This window comes from Corynebacterium zhongnanshanii (assembly GCF_014490575.1).
In the GTDB taxonomy this organism is placed as follows: Bacteria; Actinomycetota; Actinomycetes; order Mycobacteriales; family Mycobacteriaceae; genus Corynebacterium; species Corynebacterium zhongnanshanii.
In genome coordinates this window covers 1100818-1125624 of sequence record NZ_CP061033.1, presented here as the reverse complement: position 1 = coordinate 1125624, position 24807 = coordinate 1100818, and the positions used below count along the sequence as shown (strand labels likewise).

The 24807-nt window shown below is 61.1% G+C and carries 21 protein-coding genes; 9 read left to right on the top strand and 12 right to left on the bottom strand.

Annotation, left to right across the window (positions count from 1 at the left end):
• Positions 1-109: 109 nt before the first annotated feature.
• Positions 110-1027 (top strand): tRNA (adenosine(37)-N6)-dimethylallyltransferase MiaA, encoded by a 918-nt coding sequence (gene miaA, locus IAU67_RS05080; protein ID WP_151841635.1) that lies wholly within the window; start codon positions 110-112, stop codon positions 1025-1027.
• 10 nt (positions 1028-1037) lie between these two features.
• Positions 1038-1898, top strand: coding sequence for a diaminopimelate epimerase (gene dapF, locus IAU67_RS05075; RefSeq protein ID WP_151841634.1), 861 nt, complete (start codon positions 1038-1040; stop codon positions 1896-1898).
• Here the strand turns inward: dapF and IAU67_RS05070 are convergent.
• The gene (locus tag IAU67_RS05070; protein ID WP_151841633.1) at positions 1895-2698 is read right to left on the bottom strand and encodes a hypothetical protein; all 804 of its coding nucleotides are present in this window, start codon (positions 2696-2698) and stop codon (positions 1895-1897) included. The genes dapF and IAU67_RS05070 overlap by 4 nt on opposite strands.
• A gap of 48 nt (positions 2699-2746) precedes the next feature.
• On the opposite strand from IAU67_RS05070, the gene hflX reads away from it, so the two are divergent.
• Positions 2747-4201 carry a GTPase HflX gene (hflX, locus tag IAU67_RS05065; protein WP_151841632.1) on the top strand — a complete coding sequence of 485 codons (1455 nt, stop codon included), beginning with the start codon at positions 2747-2749 and terminating at the stop codon, positions 4199-4201.
• A gap of 20 nt (positions 4202-4221) precedes the next feature.
• Here the strand turns inward: hflX and IAU67_RS05060 are convergent, their stop codons facing one another.
• Together IAU67_RS05060 and lexA are read right to left on the bottom strand one after the other, a co-directional pair.
• On the bottom strand, positions 4222-5040 hold the full coding sequence (locus IAU67_RS05060; protein ID WP_151841631.1) for a DeoR/GlpR family DNA-binding transcription regulator: 819 nt from the start codon (positions 5038-5040) through the stop codon (positions 4222-4224).
• 48 nt (positions 5041-5088) lie between these two features.
• On the bottom strand, positions 5089-5913 hold the full coding sequence (gene lexA, locus IAU67_RS05055; RefSeq protein ID WP_151841630.1) for a transcriptional repressor LexA: 825 nt from the start codon (positions 5911-5913) through the stop codon (positions 5089-5091).
• A 248-nt stretch (positions 5914-6161) separates the two neighbouring features.
• On the opposite strand from lexA, the gene IAU67_RS05050 reads away from it, so the two are divergent.
• The gene (locus tag IAU67_RS05050) at positions 6162-6620 is read left to right on the top strand and encodes a hypothetical protein (protein ID WP_151841629.1); all 459 of its coding nucleotides are present in this window, start codon (positions 6162-6164) and stop codon (positions 6618-6620) included.
• 33 nt (positions 6621-6653) lie between these two features.
• Positions 6654-7130: a transcriptional regulator NrdR gene (gene nrdR / locus IAU67_RS05045; RefSeq protein ID WP_151841628.1), complete on the top strand. Its 477-nt coding sequence runs from the start codon at positions 6654-6656 to the stop codon at positions 7128-7130.
• Here the strand turns inward: nrdR and hrpA are convergent.
• Positions 7127-11056, bottom strand: coding sequence for an ATP-dependent RNA helicase HrpA (gene hrpA / locus IAU67_RS05040; protein WP_225723445.1), 3930 nt, complete (start codon positions 11054-11056; stop codon positions 7127-7129). The two genes, nrdR and hrpA, sit on opposite strands and share 4 nt — an antisense overlap.
• Before the next feature lie 156 nt (positions 11057-11212).
• Here hrpA and IAU67_RS05035 point away from each other — a divergent pair, with 156 nt between their 5' ends.
• Positions 11213-12190: a hydrogen peroxide-inducible genes activator gene (locus IAU67_RS05035; RefSeq protein ID WP_151841627.1), complete on the top strand. Its 978-nt coding sequence runs from the start codon at positions 11213-11215 to the stop codon at positions 12188-12190.
• On the opposite strand, the gene IAU67_RS05030 is transcribed toward IAU67_RS05035, so the two are convergent.
• The gene (locus IAU67_RS05030; protein ID WP_151842389.1) at positions 12187-14745 is read right to left on the bottom strand and encodes a DEAD/DEAH box helicase; all 2559 of its coding nucleotides are present in this window, start codon (positions 14743-14745) and stop codon (positions 12187-12189) included. The two genes, IAU67_RS05035 and IAU67_RS05030, sit on opposite strands and share 4 nt — an antisense overlap.
• A gap of 81 nt (positions 14746-14826) precedes the next feature.
• Positions 14827-15756 carry a PAC2 family protein gene (locus IAU67_RS05025; RefSeq protein ID WP_151842388.1) on the bottom strand — a complete coding sequence of 310 codons (930 nt, stop codon included), beginning with the start codon at positions 15754-15756 and terminating at the stop codon, positions 14827-14829.
• Positions 15757-16041: 285 nt separating this feature from the next.
• Between IAU67_RS05025 and IAU67_RS05020 the strand changes: the two genes are divergently transcribed.
• Complete coding sequence (locus IAU67_RS05020) at positions 16042-17271, top strand: DUF4192 family protein (RefSeq protein ID WP_187767857.1); 1230 nt, start codon at positions 16042-16044, stop codon at positions 17269-17271.
• Here the strand turns inward: IAU67_RS05020 and galE are convergent.
• The 6 genes from galE to IAU67_RS04990 form a co-directional block, all read right to left on the bottom strand.
• A complete protein-coding gene (gene galE, locus IAU67_RS05015) occupies positions 17268-18299 on the bottom strand; it encodes a UDP-glucose 4-epimerase GalE (RefSeq protein ID WP_151841625.1) in 1032 nt (343 codons plus the stop codon). The two genes, IAU67_RS05020 and galE, sit on opposite strands and share 4 nt — an antisense overlap.
• Positions 18300-18302: 3 nt before the next feature.
• A complete protein-coding gene (locus IAU67_RS05010) occupies positions 18303-19025 on the bottom strand; it encodes an iron-dependent transcriptional repressor DtxR (protein WP_151841624.1) in 723 nt (240 codons plus the stop codon).
• A gap of 52 nt (positions 19026-19077) precedes the next feature.
• Positions 19078-20103 (bottom strand): sigma-70 family RNA polymerase sigma factor, encoded by a 1026-nt coding sequence (locus IAU67_RS05005; RefSeq protein WP_151841623.1) that lies wholly within the window; start codon positions 20101-20103, stop codon positions 19078-19080.
• 161 nt (positions 20104-20264) lie between these two features.
• Positions 20265-20720, bottom strand: a complete 456-nt coding sequence (dtd, locus tag IAU67_RS05000; RefSeq protein WP_151841622.1) for a D-aminoacyl-tRNA deacylase — start codon at positions 20718-20720, stop codon at positions 20265-20267.
• Positions 20717-22306: a DUF7782 domain-containing protein gene (locus IAU67_RS04995; protein WP_225723444.1), complete on the bottom strand. Its 1590-nt coding sequence runs from the start codon at positions 22304-22306 to the stop codon at positions 20717-20719. The genes dtd and IAU67_RS04995 overlap by 4 nt, the downstream gene beginning before the upstream one ends.
• An 11-nt stretch (positions 22307-22317) precedes the next feature.
• A complete protein-coding gene (locus IAU67_RS04990) occupies positions 22318-22728 on the bottom strand; it encodes a DUF3099 domain-containing protein (protein WP_187767968.1) in 411 nt (136 codons plus the stop codon).
• A 59-nt stretch (positions 22729-22787) separates the two neighbouring features.
• Here IAU67_RS04990 and IAU67_RS04985 point away from each other — a divergent pair, with 59 nt between their 5' ends.
• Both IAU67_RS04985 and IAU67_RS04980 read left to right on the top strand, forming a co-directional pair.
• Positions 22788-23030, top strand: a complete 243-nt coding sequence (locus IAU67_RS04985) for a DUF3039 domain-containing protein (RefSeq protein ID WP_151841620.1) — start codon at positions 22788-22790, stop codon at positions 23028-23030.
• 37 nt (positions 23031-23067) lie between these two features.
• Positions 23068-24801 (top strand): DEAD/DEAH box helicase, encoded by a 1734-nt coding sequence (locus IAU67_RS04980; protein WP_151842386.1) that lies wholly within the window; start codon positions 23068-23070, stop codon positions 24799-24801.
• Positions 24802-24807: the final 6 nt, after the last annotated feature.

Genomic DNA, 24807 nt, shown 5'->3' with positions numbered 1-24807 from the left:
AGGCTCCTTGAAAGTGTTCTGTCCAAATTATTCCAGATCATTCGCACCGGCGTATCACTAATCACCCAATGCGGTGACGAAGGCTCTCGTTTTTATAGACTTGGCTTCCATGAGTTCCACTCCAGTGTGCGTTGTGGGCCCCACGGGCTCAGGCAAAACAGCCGTGTCTCTTGCTCTCGCGGAAAAGCTCGATGGGGAAGTGGTCAATATCGACTCGATGCAGCTCTACAAGGGCATGGACATCGGAACAGCCAAGATAACGCTAGAGGAACGCGGGTCTATTCCACACCACCTCTTTGATGTGTGGACCGTGACCGATACCGCCAGCGTGGCCGAATACAGGGCGGCGGCCATCGACGTTGTCGACCATATTATGGCTCGCGGCCACACCCCGATCATCGTGGGTGGATCGATGATGTACGTGCAGGCATTGGTGGACACCTGGGATTTCCCGCCCACGGACCCGCAGGTTCGGGCACGGTGGCAGGCGGAGCTGGAGCGGGTCGGCGTCGGTCGTCTTCATGAGACATTGGCGCAGATCGATCCGCAGGCGGCGTCGATCATTGAGGATAACGATCCACGTCGCACGGTTCGGGCGCTGGAGGTCATTGAGTTGACGGGCAAGCCGTTCGCTGCGTCACAGCCGCCCAAGGATCAACCTCCGCGGTGGGATATGACCCTGATCGGCCTGCACGCGCCGGCGCAGTGGCTGAATCCTCGCCTGGAGCGCCGGGTGCATCAGATGTTTGAGCAGGGGTTGGTGGACGAGGTGACGCGGCTAAAGGACCAGGGACTGGTCAGGGAGTCCACTGCAGGTCAGGCGATCGGGTACGCGCAGGTCCTCGACTACCTGGACGGCGAGTTGAGCTATGAGGAGGCCGTGGAGAAAACCATCATTGGGACGCGGCGGTACGCCCGCAGACAGCGGTCCTGGTTCCAGCGCGACAAGCGGATTCAGTGGATCGACGCGAGTGCCCCGGATGTTATCGAACAGGCATGCGCCGTGGCTGTAGGGGCCCGGGGCTAAACTGGTGCGCATGGCACGCTTTATTAAAGGACATGGCACCGAAAACGATTTCGTGATTCTGGTTGATCCGGACGCGGACCTCAAGCTTGAGGAGACCCACGTGGTTGCTCTGGCCGATCGCCGGGCAGGTATTGGTGGCGACGGAGTGATTCGTGTGGCTCGGGCACAGGCCCTGCTCGACGCCGGGGTGTTGGAAGCTTTGCCCCAGGGGGTGCAGCCTGACGAGTGGTTCATGGACTATCGGAACGCAGACGGTTCTCTTGCGGAGATGTGCGGCAATGGTGTCCGGGTGTTTGCTCACGTCCTAGCTTCCGAGGAGTTGATCGATACCACGAAGGAATGCGGGGTGGGTACGCGCGCTGGACGTAAAACCGTCCAGGTGCACGCGTACGATGACCACAGCGCTGACGTGAGCGTGGGCATGGGGACGCCGGAGCTACGAGGGCTGTCTACAGCGTCGGTGGGGGATTTCCGCCTCGCTGGGCTTGCGGTGGACATGGGAAACCCGCACCTGGCTGCGGTGATCCCGGAGCTCACCGAGGAGGCCCTGGCCGACCTGCCCGTGGACCAGCCGGTGGAGTGGGATGCCGAGTTCTTCCCCCATGGCGTGAACCTTGAGGTGGTCACGCCCCTGAAGGACGATAGCGTCCACATGCGCGTTCACGAACGTGGCGTGGGCGAAACTCGCTCCTGCGGGACGGGGACCGTCGCCGCGACCGTTGCCGCCTTGGCCGACGCCGGGCGCGAGTCAGGAACGGTGACCGTCCATATCCCCGGCGGTACGGTGACCGTTGAGGTCAGAGATGACTCCTCCGTCCTGCGCGGTCCGTCACGCATCGTCGCGCGCGGCGAGACTGACCTTCTGGACTAGTGGCCTCCGCAGCCACAGCCTCCTGAGCCGCATCCGCCAGAACCTCCACAGCCGGGCGCGTCCACCACGGTCGCGGTGAACTGGACCTGACCGGCGATGATGAGTGATCGGGGTGCGCCGGCGTCGTCAATGGCGAGGGACGCGATATCTGCAACATCAGCAGGAATCAGCAGCGTGAAATCGAAGGGCGCGTGGACGCTGCATGCCCAGAACTGTTGGCCGGTGAGCTGGTTAGTGCGCCGACCCACAGCCGAGGTTTCTACCACGATGGATGCGCTGGCGTGAGGGGATGTGCTCCCGGAGTTGAGATCCGTCAGGCCCGTGGCCTCGATCGTGCCTGGTGTTCCAGTGATGCCTGCAGCGGTGAGCATCGAGGGATCAGTGAACACCTCCACCGACGTGGCCAAAGCGGATACTTGCACCTGCTGATACTCCAGAGGCGGCTCATCGGACAGCATGGGCCCCTGGGCAATCGTGGCAGCGACGGAGGCCACCACCGGTGCTTGCTGACCGGAGGTCTGAAGCGCCGGCGAATCGTCCACCACGTCGATCACACCGATGATGTCATCGACCATGCTCACGTGCGCGGAGGTGGATACTCCGCCGAAGTAACTGGCGAACGTTCCGAAGGGCTCCACGGCCATCACGACCAGGCGTGCACCGGAGGCGTCGTCATATTGCAATACCTGACCGCCGCGCACCTCGCCAGAGACGAACAGTTGGCCGCTGGAATAGGCGGTTTCTAAAGCATCTTGCCATCGTGGGAACGCGAGCCCCACGCTCTTCAACTCCTCGATCATGATCCCTACCTTAGTACTGGTGCTGACAACGGTGTATAAAGGCTACTAATGAAAGATTTTGATGAGTACGACTACTCTGAATCCCCTCGACAGGATACATATACGCCAACGATTGGCGAACTTGATCTGGAGGCTCGCTCCAGCTTACGGCGCCTGACCCGCGGAACCAGCACTTACACCGACGAGCAGGCCGACGGTTACGACGTCGAGTATCGTAAACTGCGCCTGGAACGCGTGGTGCTCGTGGGCGTGTGGACCGAAGGAACGGTTCAACAGATTGAAGCCCGTCTGGATGAGCTGGCCGCGTTGGCGGAAACCGCCGGCTCGGAGATCGCCGACATGCTGTATCAAAAGCGCGACAAGCCGGACTCCGGAACATACATCGGAAGCGGTAAGGTCGACGAGCTAAAGTCCATCGTTGCGGAAACCGGCGCGGACACCGTGATTTGCGATGGCGAATTGTCCCCAGGCCAGATGATTGCGCTGGAAAAGGCACTGGACGTCAAGGTTATTGACCGCACCATGCTCATTCTGGACATCTTCGCCCAACATGCGAAGTCCAAGGAGGGCAAGGCGCAGGTTGCTCTGGCGCAGATGGAGTACCTGATTACCCGCGTGCGCGGCTGGGGTGGAGCACTGTCCCGCCAGGCTGGCGGCCGTGCGGGGTCCAATGGTGGCGTGGGTTTGCGTGGTCCTGGTGAGACGAAGATTGAAGCTGACCGTCGCCGCCTGCGCTCCGATATGGCCAAGCTCCGCAAGGAGATCGCCGCGATGAAGACCTCGCGTGAGGTCAAGCGTATGCGCCGTGATCAGGCCACTATCCCTCAGGTGGCGATTGCCGGGTACACCAATGCCGGTAAGTCCTCGCTGATTAACGCGCTGACCAACGCGGGTGTTCTGGTGGAGGATGCGTTGTTTGCCACGCTGGATCCCACTACGCGCCGCGCGAATCTGGCCGACGGCAGGGCCGTGGTCTTTACAGACACGGTGGGCTTTGTCCGCCACCTTCCCACGCAGCTCGTCGAGGCGTTCCGCTCGACGCTGGAGGAAGTGCTGGCCGCAGACGTGGTGCTGCACGTGGTGGACGGCTCGGATCCTTTCCCGATGGAGCAGATCGCTGCCGTGAATAAGGTGATTGGCGAGATTGTCGAGGAGACTGGACAGCCAGCACCGCCGGAGATACTGGTCGTCAACAAGATCGACGCCGCCGATCCGCTGACTCTGGCCGAGCTCAGGCATCGGTTGGACGACGTGGTGTTCGTGTCTGCACACACGAGAGAGGGCATTCCTGAGTTGGAGACCCGGCTGGAGATGTTCCTCAACACTCTCGACCGGGAGGTGAGCCTTCACGTGCCGTTTAGCCGAGGCGACGTGGTCGCTCGGGTGCATGAGTATGGCACGGTCCTGACCGAGGAGTACGACGCCGACGGCACCTGGTTGCGCGTCCGGCTCCCGACCCAGGTTGTGGAAGAGTTGGCGGAGTTTTGCCACGAGCAGCACTAGGCTGCCGGTAGAGGAGGATTTTAGGGGAGCGGCTGGTATTCGTCTGCAAAGACCACGTCCACGTCTTCGTGCCGAAGCGCGTCGATGTACCTGGGGGGCGCGTCTTTATCGGTGACGACCGTGGCTATGTCGTTGATGCTGGCGAAGCTGACGAGGTAGTCGAGTCCGAACTTTGTGGAATCGCATAAGGCCACCACGCGCTGAGCGTTCGTGACCATCGCTCGTTTAATCGCGCCCTCTTGAGCGTCCGGTGTGGACAGGCCGTGTTGCATGGTGAGCGCATTGGTGCCGATGAACGCGACGTCCGCGCGCAACACTCCAATGGCGCGCGTGGCGATGTCGCCCACCACTGCTTGGGATTGGGGACGCACATGTCCACCGATGAGGCGAACATCGCACCGGGGCGCATCGGCCAGCATGGTGGCGATGGGCAGCGAGTTGGTGATGATGTGCACATCCACCGTGTCGTCCTCTGAATGGTTTTTAGCCAGGGAAGCCGCGAGTTCTTCGGCCATCATCGCGGTGGTGGTGCCGGCGTCGATAAAGAGGGTAGATGGGCCCGTGGGGATGGTCTGTAAGGCGGCCTTGCCGATGGCCTTTTTGGCAGCCAGTGCCGCCTTGGAGCGCGTTTCGATGGACGTGGACTCGTTCCGGAAGCTATACGCAGGAACCGCACCCCCATGAACGCGGTAGAGGCCACCCTCGTTGTCTAGGGTTGCGAGGTCTCGCCTGATTGTCTCTGCTGTGACGCCGAATTTTTCAGCCAGTTCAACAACGGTGACCCTGCCGTGTACTGCGGTGAGGGAGGCAATCTGCCTGCGACGTTCTTCTGAGTTCATCAGTGAGGACTCGACCTTCTCCTGTAGAGGGCACGCGCTCCGTGCCACTTAGACCTTGCGGAGAACCGCAACTACCTTTCCGAGAATAGTTGATTGCTCGGCCGGGATGGGCGCGAACTCATCGTTATGGGGGAGGAGCCACAGTCCAGTCTCATCCTTATGGAACTCCTTGACGGTCGCCTCATCATCGATCATAGCGGCCACGAAGTCCCCAAACTCGGCGGTGTTCTGGGACTTCACTGCAACCCAGTCGCCGTCCAAGATGCCCGCGTCTTTCATAGACATGCCCACCACCTGCAGGAGGAACAACTCGCCACTACCGACGAGCTCCTCGGGAAGAGGGAAGTGGGCCTCTACGTGTTGTTCGGCAAGAATCGGATTTCCGGCAGCGATCTGTCCGACGACGGGCACGTAGGTGGCCGTGGGAAGCTCCAATCCTTCAGCGTCTACCTGAGCGGCCTTGGGCTTCCTGCCGGGCTTCGGTTGGTTGCTGGGATCCTCCGCAGACTGGTTGTATGCGCGAACATCCACAGCGCGCGGGCGCTTCAGTTCGCGCTTGAGAAAGCCCTTTTCCTCTAGCTGCGTGAGGTGGTACGAGACCGAGGAGGTGGAGTGTAGGCCAACCGCGTCTGCAATTTCGCGGATGCTCGGCGGGTAACCCCGCAACACGGTGGAGTCTCGAATGACTTCCATGATGCGGCGTTGGCGAGCGGTCAACGTGGCCTTGCCACCTTTTTCAGACGCGCTCTGCTCTGCTGCGCGCTCTTCGGCAGTCTTCTTCGGGCGGCCGCGCCGACGGCGCGGTTGAGATTGTGCCGCAGACGTCCCTTCGAGGGGAGTCACTGTGGCACGAGTGTTTTCAGTCTCTGGCATGGGCTCCTGCCTTCGTTGATGGTGCTGTGCGCTCAACTCTAGCGCAGTTATCGAACAACTTAAAGCATTTGTTCGAAAAAAGTTCACAAAGGTCTAGACGGACTCGAACGCCTGTGCTAAATTCTTCGTTAAGCAGAAAATAGAACATAGAGACGAAGGCGTTCGATTATGTGCACGGCGCTGTGAGGCGCGGATGACAGAATGAATGACAACCGAACGCACCAGTACTCAGAAGGGAGTGGTCACTCGTGACTACGTCATTTACTCAGCAGGTAGAGCGCCAAACGGATCGCAGTGCGGCGCGGCGTGCGATACCCGGATCGATTGCCCGGCTGGATCCTGATATGCGTGTGCAGCAGAAGCCCATGTGGGATGAGCACCAGGCCTCTCTAGAATCGAACACTGCCGGGGCAGGACGTGCTGTTGCTCCGTCGCGCAGTTTAGTGAGCCGTCGGCGTCGCATCGCAGCAACACCGCATACTGTGTTCGAATATTCACATCGGCATTCGCTGATCCAGCGCGTCATGCGGCGAGCCGATATGGTTGCGCGATCGCGCGGTGGTGTTGCAGTCTCCTTGGGGGCTATCGTGTTGGCGCTGGGGTTAAGCCCGGTGTTCTGGAGTGAGGAGCCAGCTCAACCACAGCCAGCGCCCGTGGTTGAGCATGTGAGTATCGACAGCAACGCTGGCGATATCTCACCTAGATAGCCCACGGGACCGGAAGGGGGATAGGATGAACATGTGTTGTGCCCTTCGTGTGGATCCGAATCGTCTCGTGTTGTTGACTCCCGTTCGATCGAACTGGGAATGGCGATCCGGCGGCGTCGCGAATGCGCCGCCTGTGAACATCGCTTTACCACGATCGAACGTTCAGTTCTGCTGGTGACCAAGCGCAACGGGGTGGTAGAAGACTTCAGTAGGGACAAGGTCATCAAGGGCGTACGCCGCGCATGCCAGGGACGAGAAGTTTCTGACGACGCACTGAAGCGACTCGCGCACGAAGTGGAACAAGCGATCCGCGCCGATCACGGATCCCAGGTGCAGGCCCACGATATCGGCTTGGCTATTCTGGGCCCCTTGAGAGACCTGGACGAGGTTGCGTACCTCAGGTTTGCCTCCGTCTACAAATCCTTCGACAGTGCCGAGGACTTCGAGCAAGAGATCGGATCCCTGCGTACCCATCGGCAACAGCGTGGCGGACACGCAGACCAGGACTAGCGGATCTTCGCCAAGGCCTTCCTAATGCGCGGAAGACTCACGGTCCGCGTGGTGCCCAAATGCTGGGCAAAGAGGCTCACCCGGAACTCCTCGATCATCCACCGAACCTCCTTGACCTGTGGGGACGCTGCACGAGTGGACGGGAGCCTGCGTAACGTATCCTCGAGAGCGGCAATCGCCTCCTGGACCTGATCGTCCAGATCAGCCTCGCGGTCCGGATCACGATCCAGCAACTCCAGACGCTCCTTCATCGCCGCCACATAGCGCGGAACATGCTGAAACGGCTGTACACCATGCCGTGCAAGGGCGTGTGGTCCCGCGAAGAACTCCAGCTGCGCGTTCATGTCCTCAATGGCTGCGCCAGACCAACCCTTCAGCTCAGCACGCATGTCGGCCACCGCCAAGATAGCGGGAGCCACAGCTACCACGTACTGCCTCACTAACGAGGGCCCTCGGCGTCGGGCTGAATCGATCACCTCGGCGCAGGTGTCAGGATCACGCACAATCGGCCCCGCGGACATCAGAATATCCTTGCAGGCCACCGTTACAATATCGGCAAGCAGGGGCTCAAAACCGCCTGCAACACCGCTTTCCAGCGCGACTCTCTGACGCAGCGGCAAGCCCTTCAGCATTTGCGGGGCAGAGACGGTACAGGCCGACGTCATAGAGTCCAGCACGAACTTGAACTGTTGGCCTGCAGCAGCCTGCTGCGAGGGGAATGCCTTCAGATCCACACCCTGAGGGGACTTCACCAACGCCGGGTACGTCTCGACAGTCTGTCCATCAATCACGGTGGACATCGTCTCCGGAATCACCCCGATACCGTCGGCATCCCATCGCCCTGCCGAGGCGAGAACATCACCGGTCGATGTGCCACCCGAACGCGAGGAGTGGGCAGCGCCATCGTTCGGCGACGGTGCCTGCCGAGCAGAAGCTTGAGCCACAGCACTCGTGACCTGCGCCTTCAGAGACGTCTGCAAATCAGCCAAAACGCGAGACTTCTTCACCACCTTCCCCCGGCGATCAATCGCCGCGAACTGCATCCTCAGGTGATCAGGCACGCGCTCCCAATTGAAATCCGAGGCAGAAATGCCCACACCACCCAGCTGCCGAAGCGCGTCGGCCAAGGCCACGTCGATTGGGCCATCAAAAGGCACCATGCGCTTTAACGCTTGCTCAGCAAACTGATTCGCCGGCACCACCGAGGTGCGCAAAGCCTTCGGCAGGGACTTGATCAGAACAATGACCAATTCCTGCCTCATGCCCGCCACCAGCCACTGAGCATCGGCAGCGGACACATTGCCGAGCAGCGGCAGCGGAATGCGCATCGTGATGCCGTCATCGGGATCTCCGGGACGGAACACATAGGACAGCTCGAACTCCAGCGAACCCTGCTTCCACGTGTCCGGAAACTCATCGGCCTCCGCGGCGCCTTCGTGAGACTCAATGAGCTTGTCGAGGGAGAAATTCAGTCGCTCGGGATTCTTATGCCGGGCCTTCTTCCACCACGAATCAAAGTGGCGGGCGGAGATAATGTGGTCGGGAAGGCGGGCGTCGTAGAAGTCGAAGAGTGTCTGGTCATCAACGATAATGTCCCGGCGGCGAACCTTATCCTCCAAAGAGCTGGCTTGCTCCAGAAGCTCCAGATTGTGCTTGTAGAAGTGGTGGCGAGTCCGCCAGTCACCCTCCACCAGCGCATGGCGGATGAAGAGCTCGCGGGCAGTCTCCTTATCAACCTTGCCCAGCAAGACAGGCCGATCCGCAATGACAGGCAGCCCCAACAGCAAAACCTTCTGAGTCGCCATGGCGGCGCCCTTCCTGGAAGACCAGTGCGGCTCCGAATAGGTGGTTTTGGTTAGGTGCGGAGCCAACTCTTCCAGCCACTCCGGCGCAATGGGGGCCACAGAGCGCGCGAAGATCTGACTGGTTTCGACCAGCTCGGCAGCCATTACCCACTGTGGCGGCTTTTTAGCCGCGTGGCTGGAAGGGTGGATCACAAAGCGGGAGTTCCGGGTGCCCGTAAACTGCTTCGAGTTTCCCTCACGCATGCCCACATGGGTGAGTAAGCCCGAGAGGATGGATTTGTGAATCATGTCCTCGTTGATGCTGTCCGCGGCGAACACTAATTCACGCACGTGGGGGATGTTCGGGATAGACCAGGACAAGTCCTGAATGACGGTCAGCAGCTGACGGACCAGATCCATCCATTCCCGGATGCGCATGTAGTGCAGGAACTCCTGCTGGCAAAGCTTCCGGAATTGATTACCGGACAGCGACTGCCGCTGTTCCTGCAGGTAGTTCCACAGGCGAAGCACGCCGATGAAATCAGAATCGGCGGCGAAGCGGGCGTGCAGCTCGTCGGCCTTCTGCTGGTGCTCCAACGGGCGCTCCCGCACGTCCTGGATGCTGAGCGCGGCCACGATCACGCACAGTGGTTCCATGACGTTGTTGCGGTGGCCTTCCACAAGCATGCGGGCAAGACGCGGGTCCGTAGGGATGCGCGCCAGGTCGCGGCCGATGGGCGTCAACTCTTGCCTTTTATCCGGGGTGAGCGCCCCCAGCTCCTGCAGCAGGGCAACACCATCGCGAATCGACCGACGATCTGGCGCCTGAATAAACGGAAACTCCTCGATAGACCCAAGATTCAACGCCGCCATGGACAGGATGACGCTCGCCAGGTGCGTGCGCAGGATCTCCGGGTCGGTGAACTCCGGCCGAGCCTCGAAGTCCTCCTCCGAGTACAGCCGGATGGCGATGCCGTCGGCGGTACGTCCACAGCGTCCCGAACGCTGCTGAGCGCTGGCCTGGCTGATGGGCTCCACCGGAAGGCGCTGAACCTTGGTCCTGTGGGAATAGCGGGAAATCCTGGCCACGCCGGTGTCGATCACGTAGTGGATCCCCGGCACTGTCAGGGACGTCTCCGCGATGTTGGTCGCCAGCACGATGCGTCGCCGTGTTCCTTGCGGCTGGAACACGCGATGCTGTTCCGCGTTAGACAAACGACCAAACAGGGGGAGGATATCGACGCCGGGCCCGCGTCCCTTCGCGGTGAATTCTCCCGAGAGCACCTCGGCGGCGTCGCGAATCTCTCTCTCGCCGGAGAAGAAGCACAGGATGTCTCCCTGGCCTTCCCGCATGAGTTCCTGACAGGCTGCGACCAGGCCGTCGAGGGGGTCGATCTCGTCGCGAACGATCTCACCTGTTTTCTCGTTGAGCCTTTCGGTATACAGTGGCCGATAACGCACCTCGACAGGGTAGGTTCGCCCGGACACTTCGATGATGGGGGCGGGTTCGCCGTCGGCATCCTTGAAATGTTCGGCAAAGCTTTCGGGGTCGATCGTCGCTGAGGTGATGATGACCTTCAGATCGGGGCGGCGGGGAAGCAGCTGCTTGAGGTAGCCCAGGAGGTAGTCGATGTTGAGGGAGCGCTCGTGGGCCTCGTCGATGATGATGGTGTCGTAGTCGTGCAAGAGACGATCGTGCTGAATCTCGTTGAGCAGCACGCCATCGGTCATCAATTTCACGGCGGTGTGGGACGAGAGGGTGTCGTCGAATCGTATCTTGTATCCCACGAGGGATGCGGGGTCGCCGATGGTGCAGTTCGTCTCTTCTGCGATGCGCTCCGCCACGCTGCGTGCTGCGATGCGGCGGGGCTGGGTGTGCCCGATGATTTTCCGACGCCCACGGCCCAGGTCAAGACACATCTTCGGGATCTGAGTGGTTTTTCCCGATCCCGTTTCTCCGGCGATGATGACCACCTGGTGGGCGCTGATGGCATCCATGATTTCCTGCCTCCGGTCAGAGACGGGAAGGTCGGGGTACGTCATCGGGGGGATGGTCCGCAACGGGCGGTTTCTACGGTGCCGGGAGTGAGACTTGGCGTGCGTGCGAGGCTTACGAGCGCGGGTGTCCTTGGGCGTGTTCACTGGACAGAGTCTATCAAGTGTTGCTGCGCGACCTCTCACAATGGACGCTGTTGCATAGGCTTAACCTTTGTCGCGAAACATAATTGTTAATATTCTTCACAAGAGAAACTAATTATGAGTAGACTAAGCACATTTGAAGGAAGAAAGGATGCAGCCGTGAGCCCACGCGAGTATCGCCCCACGATCTCTCAACTGAGAACTTTTACGACTATCGCTGAGACCGGTCACTTCGGTACCGCGGCGATACAGCTGGGAATCTCCCAGCCATCGCTGTCTCAGGGTTTGAACGCCTTGGAGATGGGTCTGGGAGCGCAGCTGATTGAACGCTCCACCCGGCGAGTCATCGTCACCCCCGTGGGGCGCAGCCTGCTTCCGCACGCTCGCGCCACGCTGGATAGCCTGGACTGCTTGGTTGCCTTGGCCAAAGGAGGGCACGGGGCGTTGATCGGGGAGTTTACGGTGGGCATCATTCCCACCATCGCCCCGTTCATCCTCCCGGGATTCTTGAAGCGCCTGCCTTCCGAAGCCCCGGACCTTCAACCCCACATTATTGAGGGGCAGACGTCGAGCCTCAGCGATTCCCTGCGACAGGGAAAAATCGACGTGGCGATCATCGCCGGGGGAGAAGACGTGAAGGGACTGGACTCCACTGAGCTGTACACCGAAGAGTTTGTGCTCATTGTGCCGTCGTCTAGTCCGCTGGCTGGACGCCGCGATGTGAGTGTGCGCGAGCTCGAGGCATTGGATCTGCTGCTGCTCGACGAAGGGCACTGTCTGCGCGATCAGGTGCTAAACATCTGCCGCCGCGCGGAACTGAGCACCAATCCTCAGCACGATCGCACCCGGGCTGCCGGATTGTCCACGATTGTGCAAATGGTGGCCGCAGGCCTGGGCTCCACCTTGATCCCGCTGTCGGCAGTGGAAGCGGAGTGCCAACGCCCCGGGCTTGGCATTGCGACCATCAAGGGTGGGGCACGCACGGCGAGTCGGACGGTAGAACTCGTCTACAGAAACAGTTCCGTGCAGGTGGAGGAGTTTAGGGCCCTGGGACGGATCCTGGAAAACACGTACCACGACGTGGTGACACGAAGCCGCGAGATCGTGGAGCGCTCGGTGATGGCACCGCGGCGCTAGCCCTCGACGATCTTGAGCTCGCCCAAGCGCACCTCGCCGGCCTCATCGGTTTCGTCAAGGTCCACCACGCCTTCCAACGCCCACCCATGGTCGCCCTCGGGGTCGTCGATAATCTGGCGAACGAACCAGAAGTTCTTCTCGTCGCCCTCACCTTCACGGATGAGGATCATGTGGGAGGCCCGCGCGGCTGCGTCCAGTCCTACGTCGGCATACTCCTCGAAGTAGTGATCCATGGCAGTCGGCCAGTCTGGGGGCGAGTCCAGGTAGGAGTCCAACGTCTCCAGCTGCTCCTCCTTCTCGAAGGCGAACAACTCCACGTGGCGGAAGAAGTGATTGCGCACCATGCGCTTGAGCGCACGAGGGTTGCTCGTCAGCAATGACGGATCCTCCACTCCGTAGGCCAGCTCCTGGACCTGCTCTTCAGTCAGGCTGGCATCCGGATCGGCCATGGCCGTCCACTCGTCGATGAGGGAGGAATCAACCTGGCGAATGAGCTCTCCCAGCCACACCAGGATGTCCTCCAACTCCTCGGTCCGATGCGTGAGTGGGACTGAATGTTCCAACGTGCGCCAGGCGTCGGTCAGGTATCGCAGCACCACGCCCTCGGAACGTCCCAAGCTATAGGTGGCGATGAGATCGCTGAACGTCATGGCCTTTTCGATCATGTCACGCACCACGGACTTCGGGCTCAATTCAAAATCGCGTGCCCAGGGGTTGCCCTCGCAGAAGGTCTCGTAGGCCTCCTCCAGCTCGTCGGCCAGCGGCTGTGGCCAGGAAATATCTTCCACGATGGCCATCCGCTCGGTGTAGTCCACCCCTTCGGCCTTCAGAGCGGCGATCTCCTCGCCGCGGGCGTGCGCGCGTTGGGCCAGCAGCACCTGGCGCGGATCGTCCAACACGGCCTCGAAGGTGGAGATGATGTCCAGGGTGTATGTCTCCGACTCGGGATCCAACAGGTCCAGCGCGGCCAACGCGAAGGGGGACAGGGGCTGATTCAGGGCGAAGTCGCGCTGCATGTCCTGCGTCAGACGCGCGTTCAGGCCCGACGGTGTGTCATCGGGAAACTCCTCCACAATGCCTGCGTTGATCAGCCCGCGATACAGCTCGATGGTGTGGATAATGGACTTGTTCTGCTTGGCGCGAGAGTCATGGTTGGTGCGCAGAAGATTCTCGAGAGCCTCATAGGTCCATTGCTCGCGCGCCACCACGTTGAGCAGCATGGAGTGAGACATGCGGAACTGGCTCATCAGCTCCTCGGGCTCGGCCACGCTGAGGCGGTCAAAGGTCTTTTCCGTCCACACAACCTGACCCTCCGGGGCTGATTTCTTGCGAAGCTTTTTGAGCTTCTTGGGATCAGAACCGGCGCGTTCGCGAAGGCGATAATTCTCGATCTCGTGCTCAGGAGCTTGAATAATTACCGTTCCCTTGGTGTCATAACCGGCTCTGCCGGCGCGGCCGGCAATTTGATGGAACTCGCGGGATTTCACCAGGCGTTGCTTCACGCCGTCGTATTTTGCAAGACCGGTCATCAGAACCGTGCGAATAGGGACGTTAATCCCCACGCCCAAAGTATCGGTGCCACAAATGACTTTCAGCAGGCCGGCTTGGGAAAGCTTTTCCACCAAACGCCGGTACTTCGGCAGCATTCCAGCGTGATGCACACCAATGCCGCGCCGCAGAAGCCGCGAGAGCGTCTTACCGAAGGCAGAACTGAACCTGAAGGAGCCAATGCCCTCTGCGATCGCCTTCTTGGCTTCTTCATCCACCAGAGACATGCTGGTCAAGGACTGCGCCCGTTCGATCGCCTCCCGTTGGCTGAAATGCACCACGTAGATGGGAGACAGGCCCTCGTGGATCAGGTTCTGAATCGTCTCGTGCACCGGGGTGTAGACGTAGTCAAACTCCAACGGAACAGGGCGCACCGACCCACTCACCAACGTGCTGGTGCGGCCAGTGCGTTCAGAGAGATCTTTTTCCAACCACTCCGTGTTACCCAGCGTGGCGCTCATCAATAAAAACTGTGCCTGCGGCAACTCCAGCAGAGGAATCTGCCAAGCCCACCCGCGGTCGGGCTCCGAATAATAGTGGAACTCGTCCATGACCACTTGGTCAATGCGCGCATTCTTTCCGTCGCGCAGCGCGATATTGGCCACAATTTCCGCGGTGGCGCAGATAATCGGCGCATTGCCATTGACCGTGGCATCGCCGGTCATCATGCCGACGTTTTCGGGTCCGAACGTCTGGCACAAATCGAAGAACTTTTCACTCACCAGCGCCTTAATGGGTGCCGTATAAAAGCTCCGTTGCTTTCGCGCCAACGCAATAAAGTGCGCGGCAATGGCCACCATAGATTTTCCGGAGCCCGTCGGCGTGGCCAGAATGACGTTATCCATCGCCACCAATGCAGTGGCGGCCTCCTCCTGGGCGGGGTAGAGCGTGATCCCACGATCACGCGTCCAACCGAGGAAGGACTCCAAGATCGCGTCATCAACCAGCGATTCTGGTACCTCGTCTAGGTCGGGAAGCAGTTCCGCCAGTTGTGCCGCAATGCCCACGGGACGTCCTTTCTGCGTGGAGGTAATGTAGGTCACCCCTCGTAAGTAGTTACCTCCACTGTACAGAGCCGGTCGGCGCCGCTAGTCGTCGCCGGGCTCCGTGTCCTTATCCGCCACATCCGCTAGGAACGCCTCGAACTCCGCACCCAATTCGTCGCCGGTGGGGATCTCCTCGCCTGGCTGCAACAGGTTGTTCTCCCGACGACGCCGACGTCGCTCCACCTCGGCGTCGTATTGCCCCTCCAGCGCCTGCACCACTTGGGCGATCTCCGGCGAATCCTCCATTTGATTCTCCAGCTGCTGCTGGACGCGGGATTGATCGCCCTCCAAGGCAGACAGGGGGAACTCGCGATCAATCGTGGAGGATACGGCCTGCAGGAGCTTGACCGTGGCCTCTGGGTAATCGTTCGCGGCAATGTAGTGCGGCACGTGGGCGGTCAGCCCAACCGTTTCTACACCGCTGCGGGCGAGTTTCAACTCCGTCTCCAGGGAAGCAGCACCCGGAATAATCATCCTGGAATCCCACGTGGCGAAGTCCTTCAGCAACGCAGGATCCGAGGCATGCGCGGAAACAATCAACGGCCGAGTGTGCGGCACGGTCATGGGCGCAGAGTACAGCGAGACCACGCGGTGGACGTTCAGCCGCCGAGCAAGCTGCACTACAGAATCGGAGAAGGCCTCCCACTTCAGGTCCGGCTCAGGCCCGGCCAGCAGCAGGAAGGGTTGCCCGCTGTCATCTTTCAACACGTGGAGGTTCAAACTCATCCGGTCACTGTCCACAATGCTGTTGTGATCGAGGGTGACTCCAGGCCGGCGTGAGCGGTAGTCCACGAGTTGATCCAGGTTAAAGGATGCAACCAGCTGATTATCCAGTGCCTGGAGCAGATGAGTGCCCACATTTACCACGGCTTGGCCGGCGTCCGCATAGCCCTGAAGAGCGACGATGAGAGGCACAGGAGAATCTGACTGATCACCGTGCACAACGGGGGCGGGGTACTCCAGATCGTACATGTTCTCAGACACGATATGCTCCTTCAAAATTTCCTACACTGTCCCAAAGGTATCGGACAAAGACTAGCAGAGATAGCCAATGACATGGGAAAACTCGCGCTGCCGCGGGAGTTGAATGGGTTTTCCACAGCCCGCGGGTTTTCCACATCAGCCTGTGTGAAGAAGGCTGGCGGCCATCACACTGCCTCTGCACCGTGAGGTGGGGGTGGTTCTATGGTCTCGCTTCATTCATCACACAGCGTAGCCATTGTGCTTCCTGGCTTGGCTTTCGAAAGGTACAACAGCATGACAGACCGAGATATTCCCTCGACGAATAATACCCAGTCTCCCCTCGACTATGAGGAGGACCGCCCCCGCGTGAAATTGGGCGGAAACCCGGGCACCCTCATTGCCAGCATCCCAGCCCTCATGGGATTCACCCCTGAGGAATCCCTGGTGATCGTGGGGCTCTACAACGCCTCGACTACGGGTCGCGCCATGAGGATCGGCCCCATCGTGCGCACAGACCTGGGTATGCGCTCCATCGCCGAAGGAGTGGACCAAATCGTGGCCGTGTGCGACACCCTGAACGAACCCGAGGTCGTGGTGATTGCCGTGTCCGAGGAGGAGGAACTGGCCTGTGGTCTGCTGTCCGTGCTGGGCATGTTCTTCGAGGACAACCTCGTGGGGATCAACGGGCTTCATTGGGTGGAGAAGATCGAGTCTGGCGCTCCCTGGTGCTTCCCGGACGGCGAGATGGGCGGAGTGGTGGAGGATGTGGACGATAACCCACTGCGCACCATCGGGCGATGCAGCGGGGCACTGCAACTCAAGGACCGGGAGGAACGGGAACGCTGGCTGTTGCCCACGATGCCTCGACTCGATACCCGTGAGCTGCTGGCAGAGACTCCTGGGGGTAAGGACGCCGACGAACATACCGACGCCATCCTCGCCGTGACTCGATTACTGTCCGATGTGGTGCTCGGCCACCGATCCTTGGACGAGGTGATTGAGGATCACGAGGCGTTGATGGCGGTGGCGCGGCTGGCCATTGATGAGGACGACCACACCTTCCTGGTGCTCTGTGCCCAGGGAACAGTCAACCCGGTCATGAGGGATATGGTGGCCGAATGTGCGCGGCGCACTCGCGGCAGCATGAGGATTCGGCTGTTGGCGCTGCTCAGCGTCATTCTTGCCTCCAACGACGAGGGATCGTTGGCTCATTTCGTCGCCGCAGGTGCCGCGGACGAATGTGCGGCCCGGTCGCAGAGGAATCACCATGATTGCCTGACCGAGGAGATGCTCGAGGTTCTGCTGGCCACCATGCGTTGTGGGCACCAGCGACAGACCGTGCGCGCTGTGGTGGCGTGCAGCCTGCATCATCTCGCCTCGCTCACACTCGAGCTGTCGGGGGAGTGCGCAGCCGATGTGGTGGATGATGCCGAGGTTGAGGAGCTCATTGAGTGGGCGGAGCAACTCGATGAGGCCCTGGATGTGCTGGAATGGCCGGCAATCACCCGGGCGCTTAACCTCTAATCCTTGGCGCTGTGTGCCCGGTCACCCAGAGCGCTGGTAAAGGCCCACGCGTCCTTCACGATAGTGGTGATGTCGCTGCGTGACGGCGACCATCCCAGCTCCTCGATCGCGCGGGCCGAGGAGGCAACGAGCGTAGCCGGGTCACCGGCGCGGCGCTCGGACTCCACTGCCGGAATGGCGTGGCCGGTGACCTCACGGCAGGTATCAATCACCTGACGCACGCTAAATCCATCGCCGGAGCCAAGATTATAGATACGGTGCGTTCCGGAGACGTTGCTGGACGCGGCGAGGAGGTGGGCGTCGGCCAAATCACGGATATGGATGTAATCGCGCACGGCCGTGCCATCCTCGGTGGGGTAGTCCGTGCCGAAGATGCTGATGGAATCACGATGCCCGAGGGCCACCTGGAGAACCAGTGGGATCAGGTGAGTTTCGATCTCACGGTTTTCGCCCACGCTCCCATAGGCACCCGCAACATTGAAATAGCGCAGTGAGGTCGCGCCCAGCCCGTAGGCCTTCGCGTAGCTGGTGATGATGTGGTCGATCGCCAGCTTGGACGCACCATAAGGGTTTGTGGGCTGCGTGGGCATGTCCTCCGTGATGGGAACCTGCTGCGGTTCGCCATACGTTGCGGCGGTGGAGGAGAACACCAGGTTGGATACGCCGTGTTCCCGCATGGCATCGAGCAAACGAAGGCTGGTGACCACGTTGTGGTGCCAGTACAGGTCTGGCTTCTCCACGGATTCGCCGACGAGGGAGCGGGCTGCGAAATGGAACACGGCGCTCACATCACCGGCGGCGAGTACGTCGCCGATCACGTCGCGGACATCGCCTTCCACCAGTGTTGCGCCAGGAGCAACAGCCTCGCGATTACCGGTGGAGAAGTCGTCGATGATCGTCACCTTATAGCCCTGCTCCACCAGCACATGGGCGCAGACGCTACCGACGTAGCCGGCTCCGCCCGTGACCACCACGTGCGCGCCGGAGGGAAGGGCAGAGGAACTACTCGACGTAGGGGAGTCCGTCATGGATTACTTCACAGCCTTTACCTGAATGGCGTGAGACAACTCGTCGGGCAGGTCGATGTACCCGTTGTCATTGCTCAGGCGAATGCCGTCTTCGGTGTTGACCAGGGTCACCGTGCTGCCGGGACCCATGGACAGCACGGACAGCTTTGCCATGATCTTGTGCTCCACCTGGACGATCTCGTTGATGCTGGCCACGATGACCTCAACGGGCTTGGTGGCGTTCAAATCCGCTGCACGCTGAGCATCAGGGTGGTGGTTTTCCTCCGCTTCGTTCAGCAGTTCCGTGCGGTGCTCATCTGGTGCATCATCCAACAAGACGTCCAGACCGGGGATCGGGTTGCCGAACGGCGAGGTGGTGCGCTCCTTGAGCACGTCAACCAGGCGCCGCTCAACATCATCACCCATGACGTGTTCCCAGCGGCAGGCCTCATCGTGCACCTTCTCCCAGGGCAGGCCGATGACATCGGTGAGCAGGCGTTCGGCTAAACGGTGCTTGCGCATCACAGCGGTGGCTAGCTCACGACCTTCGGCGCTGAGCTTCAGCGAACGGTCCTTGGAAATACTCAACAGACCATCGCGTTCCATGCGGGCTACGGTCTGGCTGACGGTCGGGCCGGATTGATCCAGACGCTCCGCAATACGGGCACGCAGCGGTGGGATCCCTTCTTCTTCCAGCTCGTAAATTGTACGAAGGTACATTTCAGTAGTGTCGACGAGATCTCTCACCAGTTATGGACCTTTCTGTAAAAACTTTTAGCACTGCACATACAGTAGCAGCTTAAAGGGCGTATTCGCGGAGTTTGTCGGCACGATCGCCTTCTCGCAGCTTAGCCATCACTTCGCGTTCTATTTGGCGGACACGTTCACGCGACAGTCCGAAGCGCTTACCGATCTGATCCAGCGTGCGTGGCATGCCGTCATCAAGACCATAACGCAAGCGGATCACATCTTGTTCCCGTTCCTCGAGAGTATCCAGAACTGCGCGGATGTCAGAGTGGCGCAGGGAAGCCACGACCGCGGACTCGGCATCCGTTGCCTCGGAATCCTCGATGAAGTCTCCCAGGGGCGCTTCCTCGTCGGCACCCACCGGCATGTCCAGGCTCACCGGATCACGAGACTGCTTGAGCAGCATTTCGATCTTGTGCTCCTCGATGCCCGACTCTTCGGACAGCTCCTCATTGGTCGCCTCGCGGCCGAGCTGCTGGTACATCTCGCGCTTAATGCGGGAGAGCTTATTGACCTGCTCGACTAGGTGAACCGGAAGGCGGATCGTGCGGGATTGGTCAGCCATTCCGCGGGTGATGGCCTGACGGATCCACCAGGTCGCGTAGGTGGAGAACTTAAATCCCTTGGTGTAATCGAACTTCTCCATCGCGCGGATCAGGCCCAGGTTGCCTTCCTGAATCAAGTCCAGCAGAGGCATGCCGCGGCCCGTGTAGCGCTTGGCCAGGGACACCACCAGACGAAGGTTAGCCTCCAGCAGGTGGCCGCGGGCAGCCTTTCCTTCGCGGGCGAGGATCTTCAGGTCGCGCTTCTTCGCGCGGCTTAAGTCGTCCGAGTTCTTCAGTAGGTGCTCTGCGTACAGTCCTGCTTCGATGCGCTGGGACAGCTCAACTTCATCCTCGGCGGTCAGCAGGGCTGTTTTGCCGATGCCGTTGAGGTAGACGCGCACGAGGTCGGCCGAGGGGTTATCGTTATTTCCACGGCGCCGACCTTTATCTTCAGTTTTCTGTTCGGAATCCTCGACGGTGTCTGTGTTCTCGGTGGAATCGACGGTGGTCTCCTCAAACGTAGAGTTGCTCATTGCACTCAGCCCCTTCATTGGCATCCGAGATGTATATCGATGTATATACCGTTAGTGTGCGCGACAGGTTGCTCGCGCGGTTCTATGTGTGTAACGCATACGTGAAGCACTTTGTTCCCGGCGTCACATACCCGCTCCTCATCACCCCTAGATAGGGGTATCTACTCAGCCTCCACGAGTACAGTATATGGACCTTCGTTCGTGGACTGGACACGCATCATCGCTCCAAAGCGCCCGCTCTCCACATGCAGGCCTCGCGCGCGCAGCGCCTCGATGATGTTGGTGATGATGGGTTCGGCCACCTCGCCAGGCGCCGCGGCAGACCAGGAGGGGCGCCGTCCCTTCGCAGTCGCACCCATCAACGTGAACTGGCTGACCACCAGAATCTGTGCTCCCACGTCCAGCGCCGAATGCGTCCGTGGTTCATCCCACGGCGCGTCACGCTCCGGGAACAGGCGAAGCTCCGCGATTTTCCTCGCGACAGTCTCCCACGCGTCTGGCGAATCCTCCCGCCCGGCGCCGATGAGGGCCAGCAACGCCGGCCCTTGAACTTCGCCGACAACCTCGCCCTCTACAGTGACGGACGCGTGGCTTACGGTACTGATGACTGCCTTCATAGTTCCTCTACTATATCTGCCGGAAGAATCAGGCCGTGTCGCACCAGGTCCACCACGATCGGCGCAAGCGCGTCGGTGAAGGCGTCCCCGTCCAGGCCATTGACCGCAGCATAGAGCTCGGCAGTGTCCCGCAACGTCAACCCATCTGGGTTGATGCCCTTGACGATCGCGGCCACGTGCTGGTCGACCTCGTGACTCCACGCCGGCCCGTCCGTCCTGCTCAGGCGTAGTGCATAATCTTTAAATCCGACGCCCAAGTCTCCATCACTGACGGATACATGTTCCAACGCCAGCGTGGGCCGCGCCGCATACTGCGTATCCAGGACGCTGTGCGCATCCTGACGATCCAACCACTCGGCACGCGCGAACCACTCGCGCGTTTCGTGGCCTAAGAAGGTGCCCGGCTGGAGGGCCTGATCCATCACCTCGAACGTGACCTCGCTGCTGGTTCCCGTGGTGCGCTTCATGTGTACATAGCCCATGCCGATATGGGTGATACCGGCGCCCATGAAATAGTCCAACCAGTCTGCGGTGCGCTTGATTCCCTCCGACGAGCGGGTGTCGATCCCTTCATCAGTGAGCCAGGTGTGAACGTACGTGGTGATGTCCACCAGGTCGCGTTGCACAACCCAGGCTCTGATGTCCTCACCCGGGATCCAGCCCGTGACCTTGGAGGCTGCGGAGTCGGCCTCGGTGAGCGCCCAGGCCGCAAGCAGGTGCGCCGTGCCGTGGTTTGCCAGGTGCTGCGCGGCCTGCTCGACGACCAGTCGGCTGGCGCCATCGAAGTCAAGCGGGGTCTCGCGGTAGCTTAAGCCGCAGTCCGGGCCGATCACAAAGGGCGGGTTGGAGACAATGAGATCGAAGAGCTGTCCCTCGACGGGCTCAAACCAGCTGCCCTCCACCCAGTCGATGCTCGCGTGCTGGGGGAACGCGCAGCGGGCAAACCCTAAAGCGCGGGAGGAGATGTCGGTCGCCGTGACCTCGACGGCGGAATGAGAGGTGGCTAACACGGTGGCAAGAACTCCCGAACCCGTGCCGAGATCCAACACACGAAGGGGTGGGGAGCCAGCGCGCTGGGCGTCGGATACAGGGGGAAGGACGGAGAGTAACGATAACGGGGCATTGCCCACGCCGGGGACGTGATTCGGGGCGGGGGTGCGTGCAGTCATCGAAGAATCCTGATCGCTGACGATGAGCACCTCGGCGCTCTCCGTCCCGCGGGCGGCGACGGGTCGGATGTCGACGGTGATGTGTGCACGGGTGGCGTCGGTGGGCGAGGCCTCGAGCACGCCCGCGGCGAGCAAGCCGTCCACATCGCCGTAGATGCCACGCCACTGATCCAGCGGCAGATCACGGCGCAGGACAACGCCCGCAACGCAGGTGTACTCCACGCTGTCCGGGGCATAGTCACCGTGGTCAACGGCCCACACCGCGCCAGCCGGATTGCCGGCGAGCATGGCGGCGTAGCCCTCGGGGCCCAGCACGGTGGTGAGCATGGTGGAACCGTACCCGCGGTGCGCCAGAGCGGAGACAAACGCACGAAGGGTCTGTTGCGTGGCAGGGGAAGTGGGGTCACAAAGAGTCACGAGGACTTATCCTAACGGTCCTGCGAGCGGCCGTCATGGTCAATCACCACTGGAGCCAGGGACGGCGAAGCGTGAGTCTCGCCGGATTCCAAGGCCGCCCGGCGGGCCGACTCCACCCGAGCCCGATTCTCGCGCACCAGGCCCGGCTTATAGACAGAGCGGGACTTCTTATCGGCCTCGCCGCGCTCATTAGCTAGGAGCACCGCCACCCAGGGCAGTGGCAGGGAAATGCACACAATCACCACTGCGAGCACCTGATTACCCAGGAGCCACCACACCAACCCCGACGCCAGGAACAGCGGGAGGCGAATCGCCTGGAGGATCATATACAGGCGGCGACGCCGGTGCCATCCCTCAAGGGGAGACCTCCGAGCGTCCGTAATCAATTCGACGTCGTGTTCGCGTCTGCCACCTGCAGCCATGGTCTCCACACTAGTACGCAGCTGGAAATTGGGACAGTGACAGGGCATGATGGAACACTGTGAGTACACCAAGCACAACGACAATTGAGCGCCCTGAAGTAACCACTGACCAGCGCAATGACGAGGACACCCCGAAGTTCTTCCACTACGTGAAGAAAAACGAGATCGTCGAATCGGCAGTGATGGGAAACATGGTTGTTGCCCTGTGTGGTGAAACCTTCCCCGTGCGCAAGCAGGCCAAGCCCGGATCCCCCGTGTGCCCTGACTGCGAACAGATCTACCAGTCCCTGCGTAGGCGTTAAAGGGGAGGGAGCTGTCACGTCTACCCACAGTCCCTCGCTGGATCATCTGCGTCTGTGGCAACGCGAAGCCTTACAGAAATACCTGGAGGACAACCCCCAGGACTTTCTCGCGGTCGCAACCCCAGGCGCTGGTAAGACCACCTTCGCGCTGACTACAGCACGCCTGCTGCTGGATACCCGAGTGGTGCAGCGGATCGTCATCGTGGTGCCCACCGAACACCTCAAACTCCAGTGGTCGCTTTCTGCGGCCGCCCAGGGCATTTCCATCGACCCGTCTTTTAGTAACTCCTCGGCCTTCAACCAGGCCTTTGATGGCGTGGCCGTGACCTATGCCCAGGTGGGCATGAAGCCCACCAAGCACTACCAGGTGGCCACCGCGCAAAAGACGCTGGTGATTCTGGACGAGATCCACCACGCAGGAGACGCCAAAAGCTGGGGCGACGGCGTGCGCTTCGCCTACGCGCACGCGGAGCGACGGTTGGCCCTCACCGGTACGCCGTTCCGCTCTGACGATGCGCAAATCCCCTTCGTGCGCTACGAAGACATCGGGGGAGGCGGTCTGCAATCCTCCGCGGACTACACCTACGGCTACTCGGAGGCCCTGAAGGACGGCGTGGTGCGGCCAGTCGTGTTCCTGACCTACTCCGGCACGGCGCGCTGGCGAAACAGCGCCGGGGAAGAATTCGAGGCGCGGCTGGGCGAGCCACTGAACGCTGAGCAGACGGCGCGTGCGTGGCGCACGGCCCTGGATCCGCGCGGTGACTGGATTCCCGCGGTGTTGCAGGCCGCCCACACGCGCCTGCAGCAGCTGCGCGAGCACACCCCCGATGCTGGTGGGCTGGTTATCGCTTCGGACAAGCAGACCGCCCGCGCCTACGCGAAGATCCTGGAACAGCTCAGCAGCACGCCCGTGACCGTGGTGCTGTCCGATGAAGCCGGCGCGTCCGACCGCATCAAGCAGTTCAACGATAATCAGGACGAGTGGTTGGTCGCGGTGCGCATGGTCTCCGAGGGCGTGGACGTCCCGCGCTTGGCCGTGGGCGTGTACGCCACGAGCGCCTCCACGCCGCTGTTCTTTGCCCAGGCCATCGGGCGTTTCGTGCGCTCCCGCAGGCCGGGAGAATCCGCGAGCGTGTTCTTGCCGAGTGTGCCGGTGTTGCTCGAGCTGGCGTCGAAAATGGAAAAGCAACGCAACCACGTGTTAGCCAACCCGGATCGGCCGTCTGACGGGCTCGATGACGATCTGCTGGCGGCGGCGAATCGCGAGCAGAACGAACCGGGCGAAGAGCGCGGTTATGAGTCGGTCGGCGCGGAAGCCGAGCTGGACTCGCTGATTTTCGACGGTTCCACCTACGGCACGGCCACGATGGCGGGCTCAGCGGAGGAGCAGGACTACCTGGGTCTGCCCGGGCTGCTGGATGCCGAGCAGATGCGTACGCTGCTGCGCCAGCGGCAACAGGAGCAACTGGATGCGCGCGAGCGGGATCGCAAGGCGAAGCTCGCGGAGGAGCAGGAGCGCGCGGCGAAGAAAGCCGAGGCAGCTGCCGAGGAGGGCAGCGGCGCGAACCTGCACGCCCGGCGGGTGGCGAGCCAAGAGCTTCCCGCACTACGCAAGGAACTCAACACGCTGGTGTCCATGACCGCGGCGCGCACCGGCAAGCCGCATGGAGCGATTCACAACGAGGTCCGCCGCAATTGCGGAGGTCCCGCGACCGCTCTGTGCACTGCAGAGCAATTGCGGGACCGAATAGCGTACCTGCGACGCTGGTAACGCGGG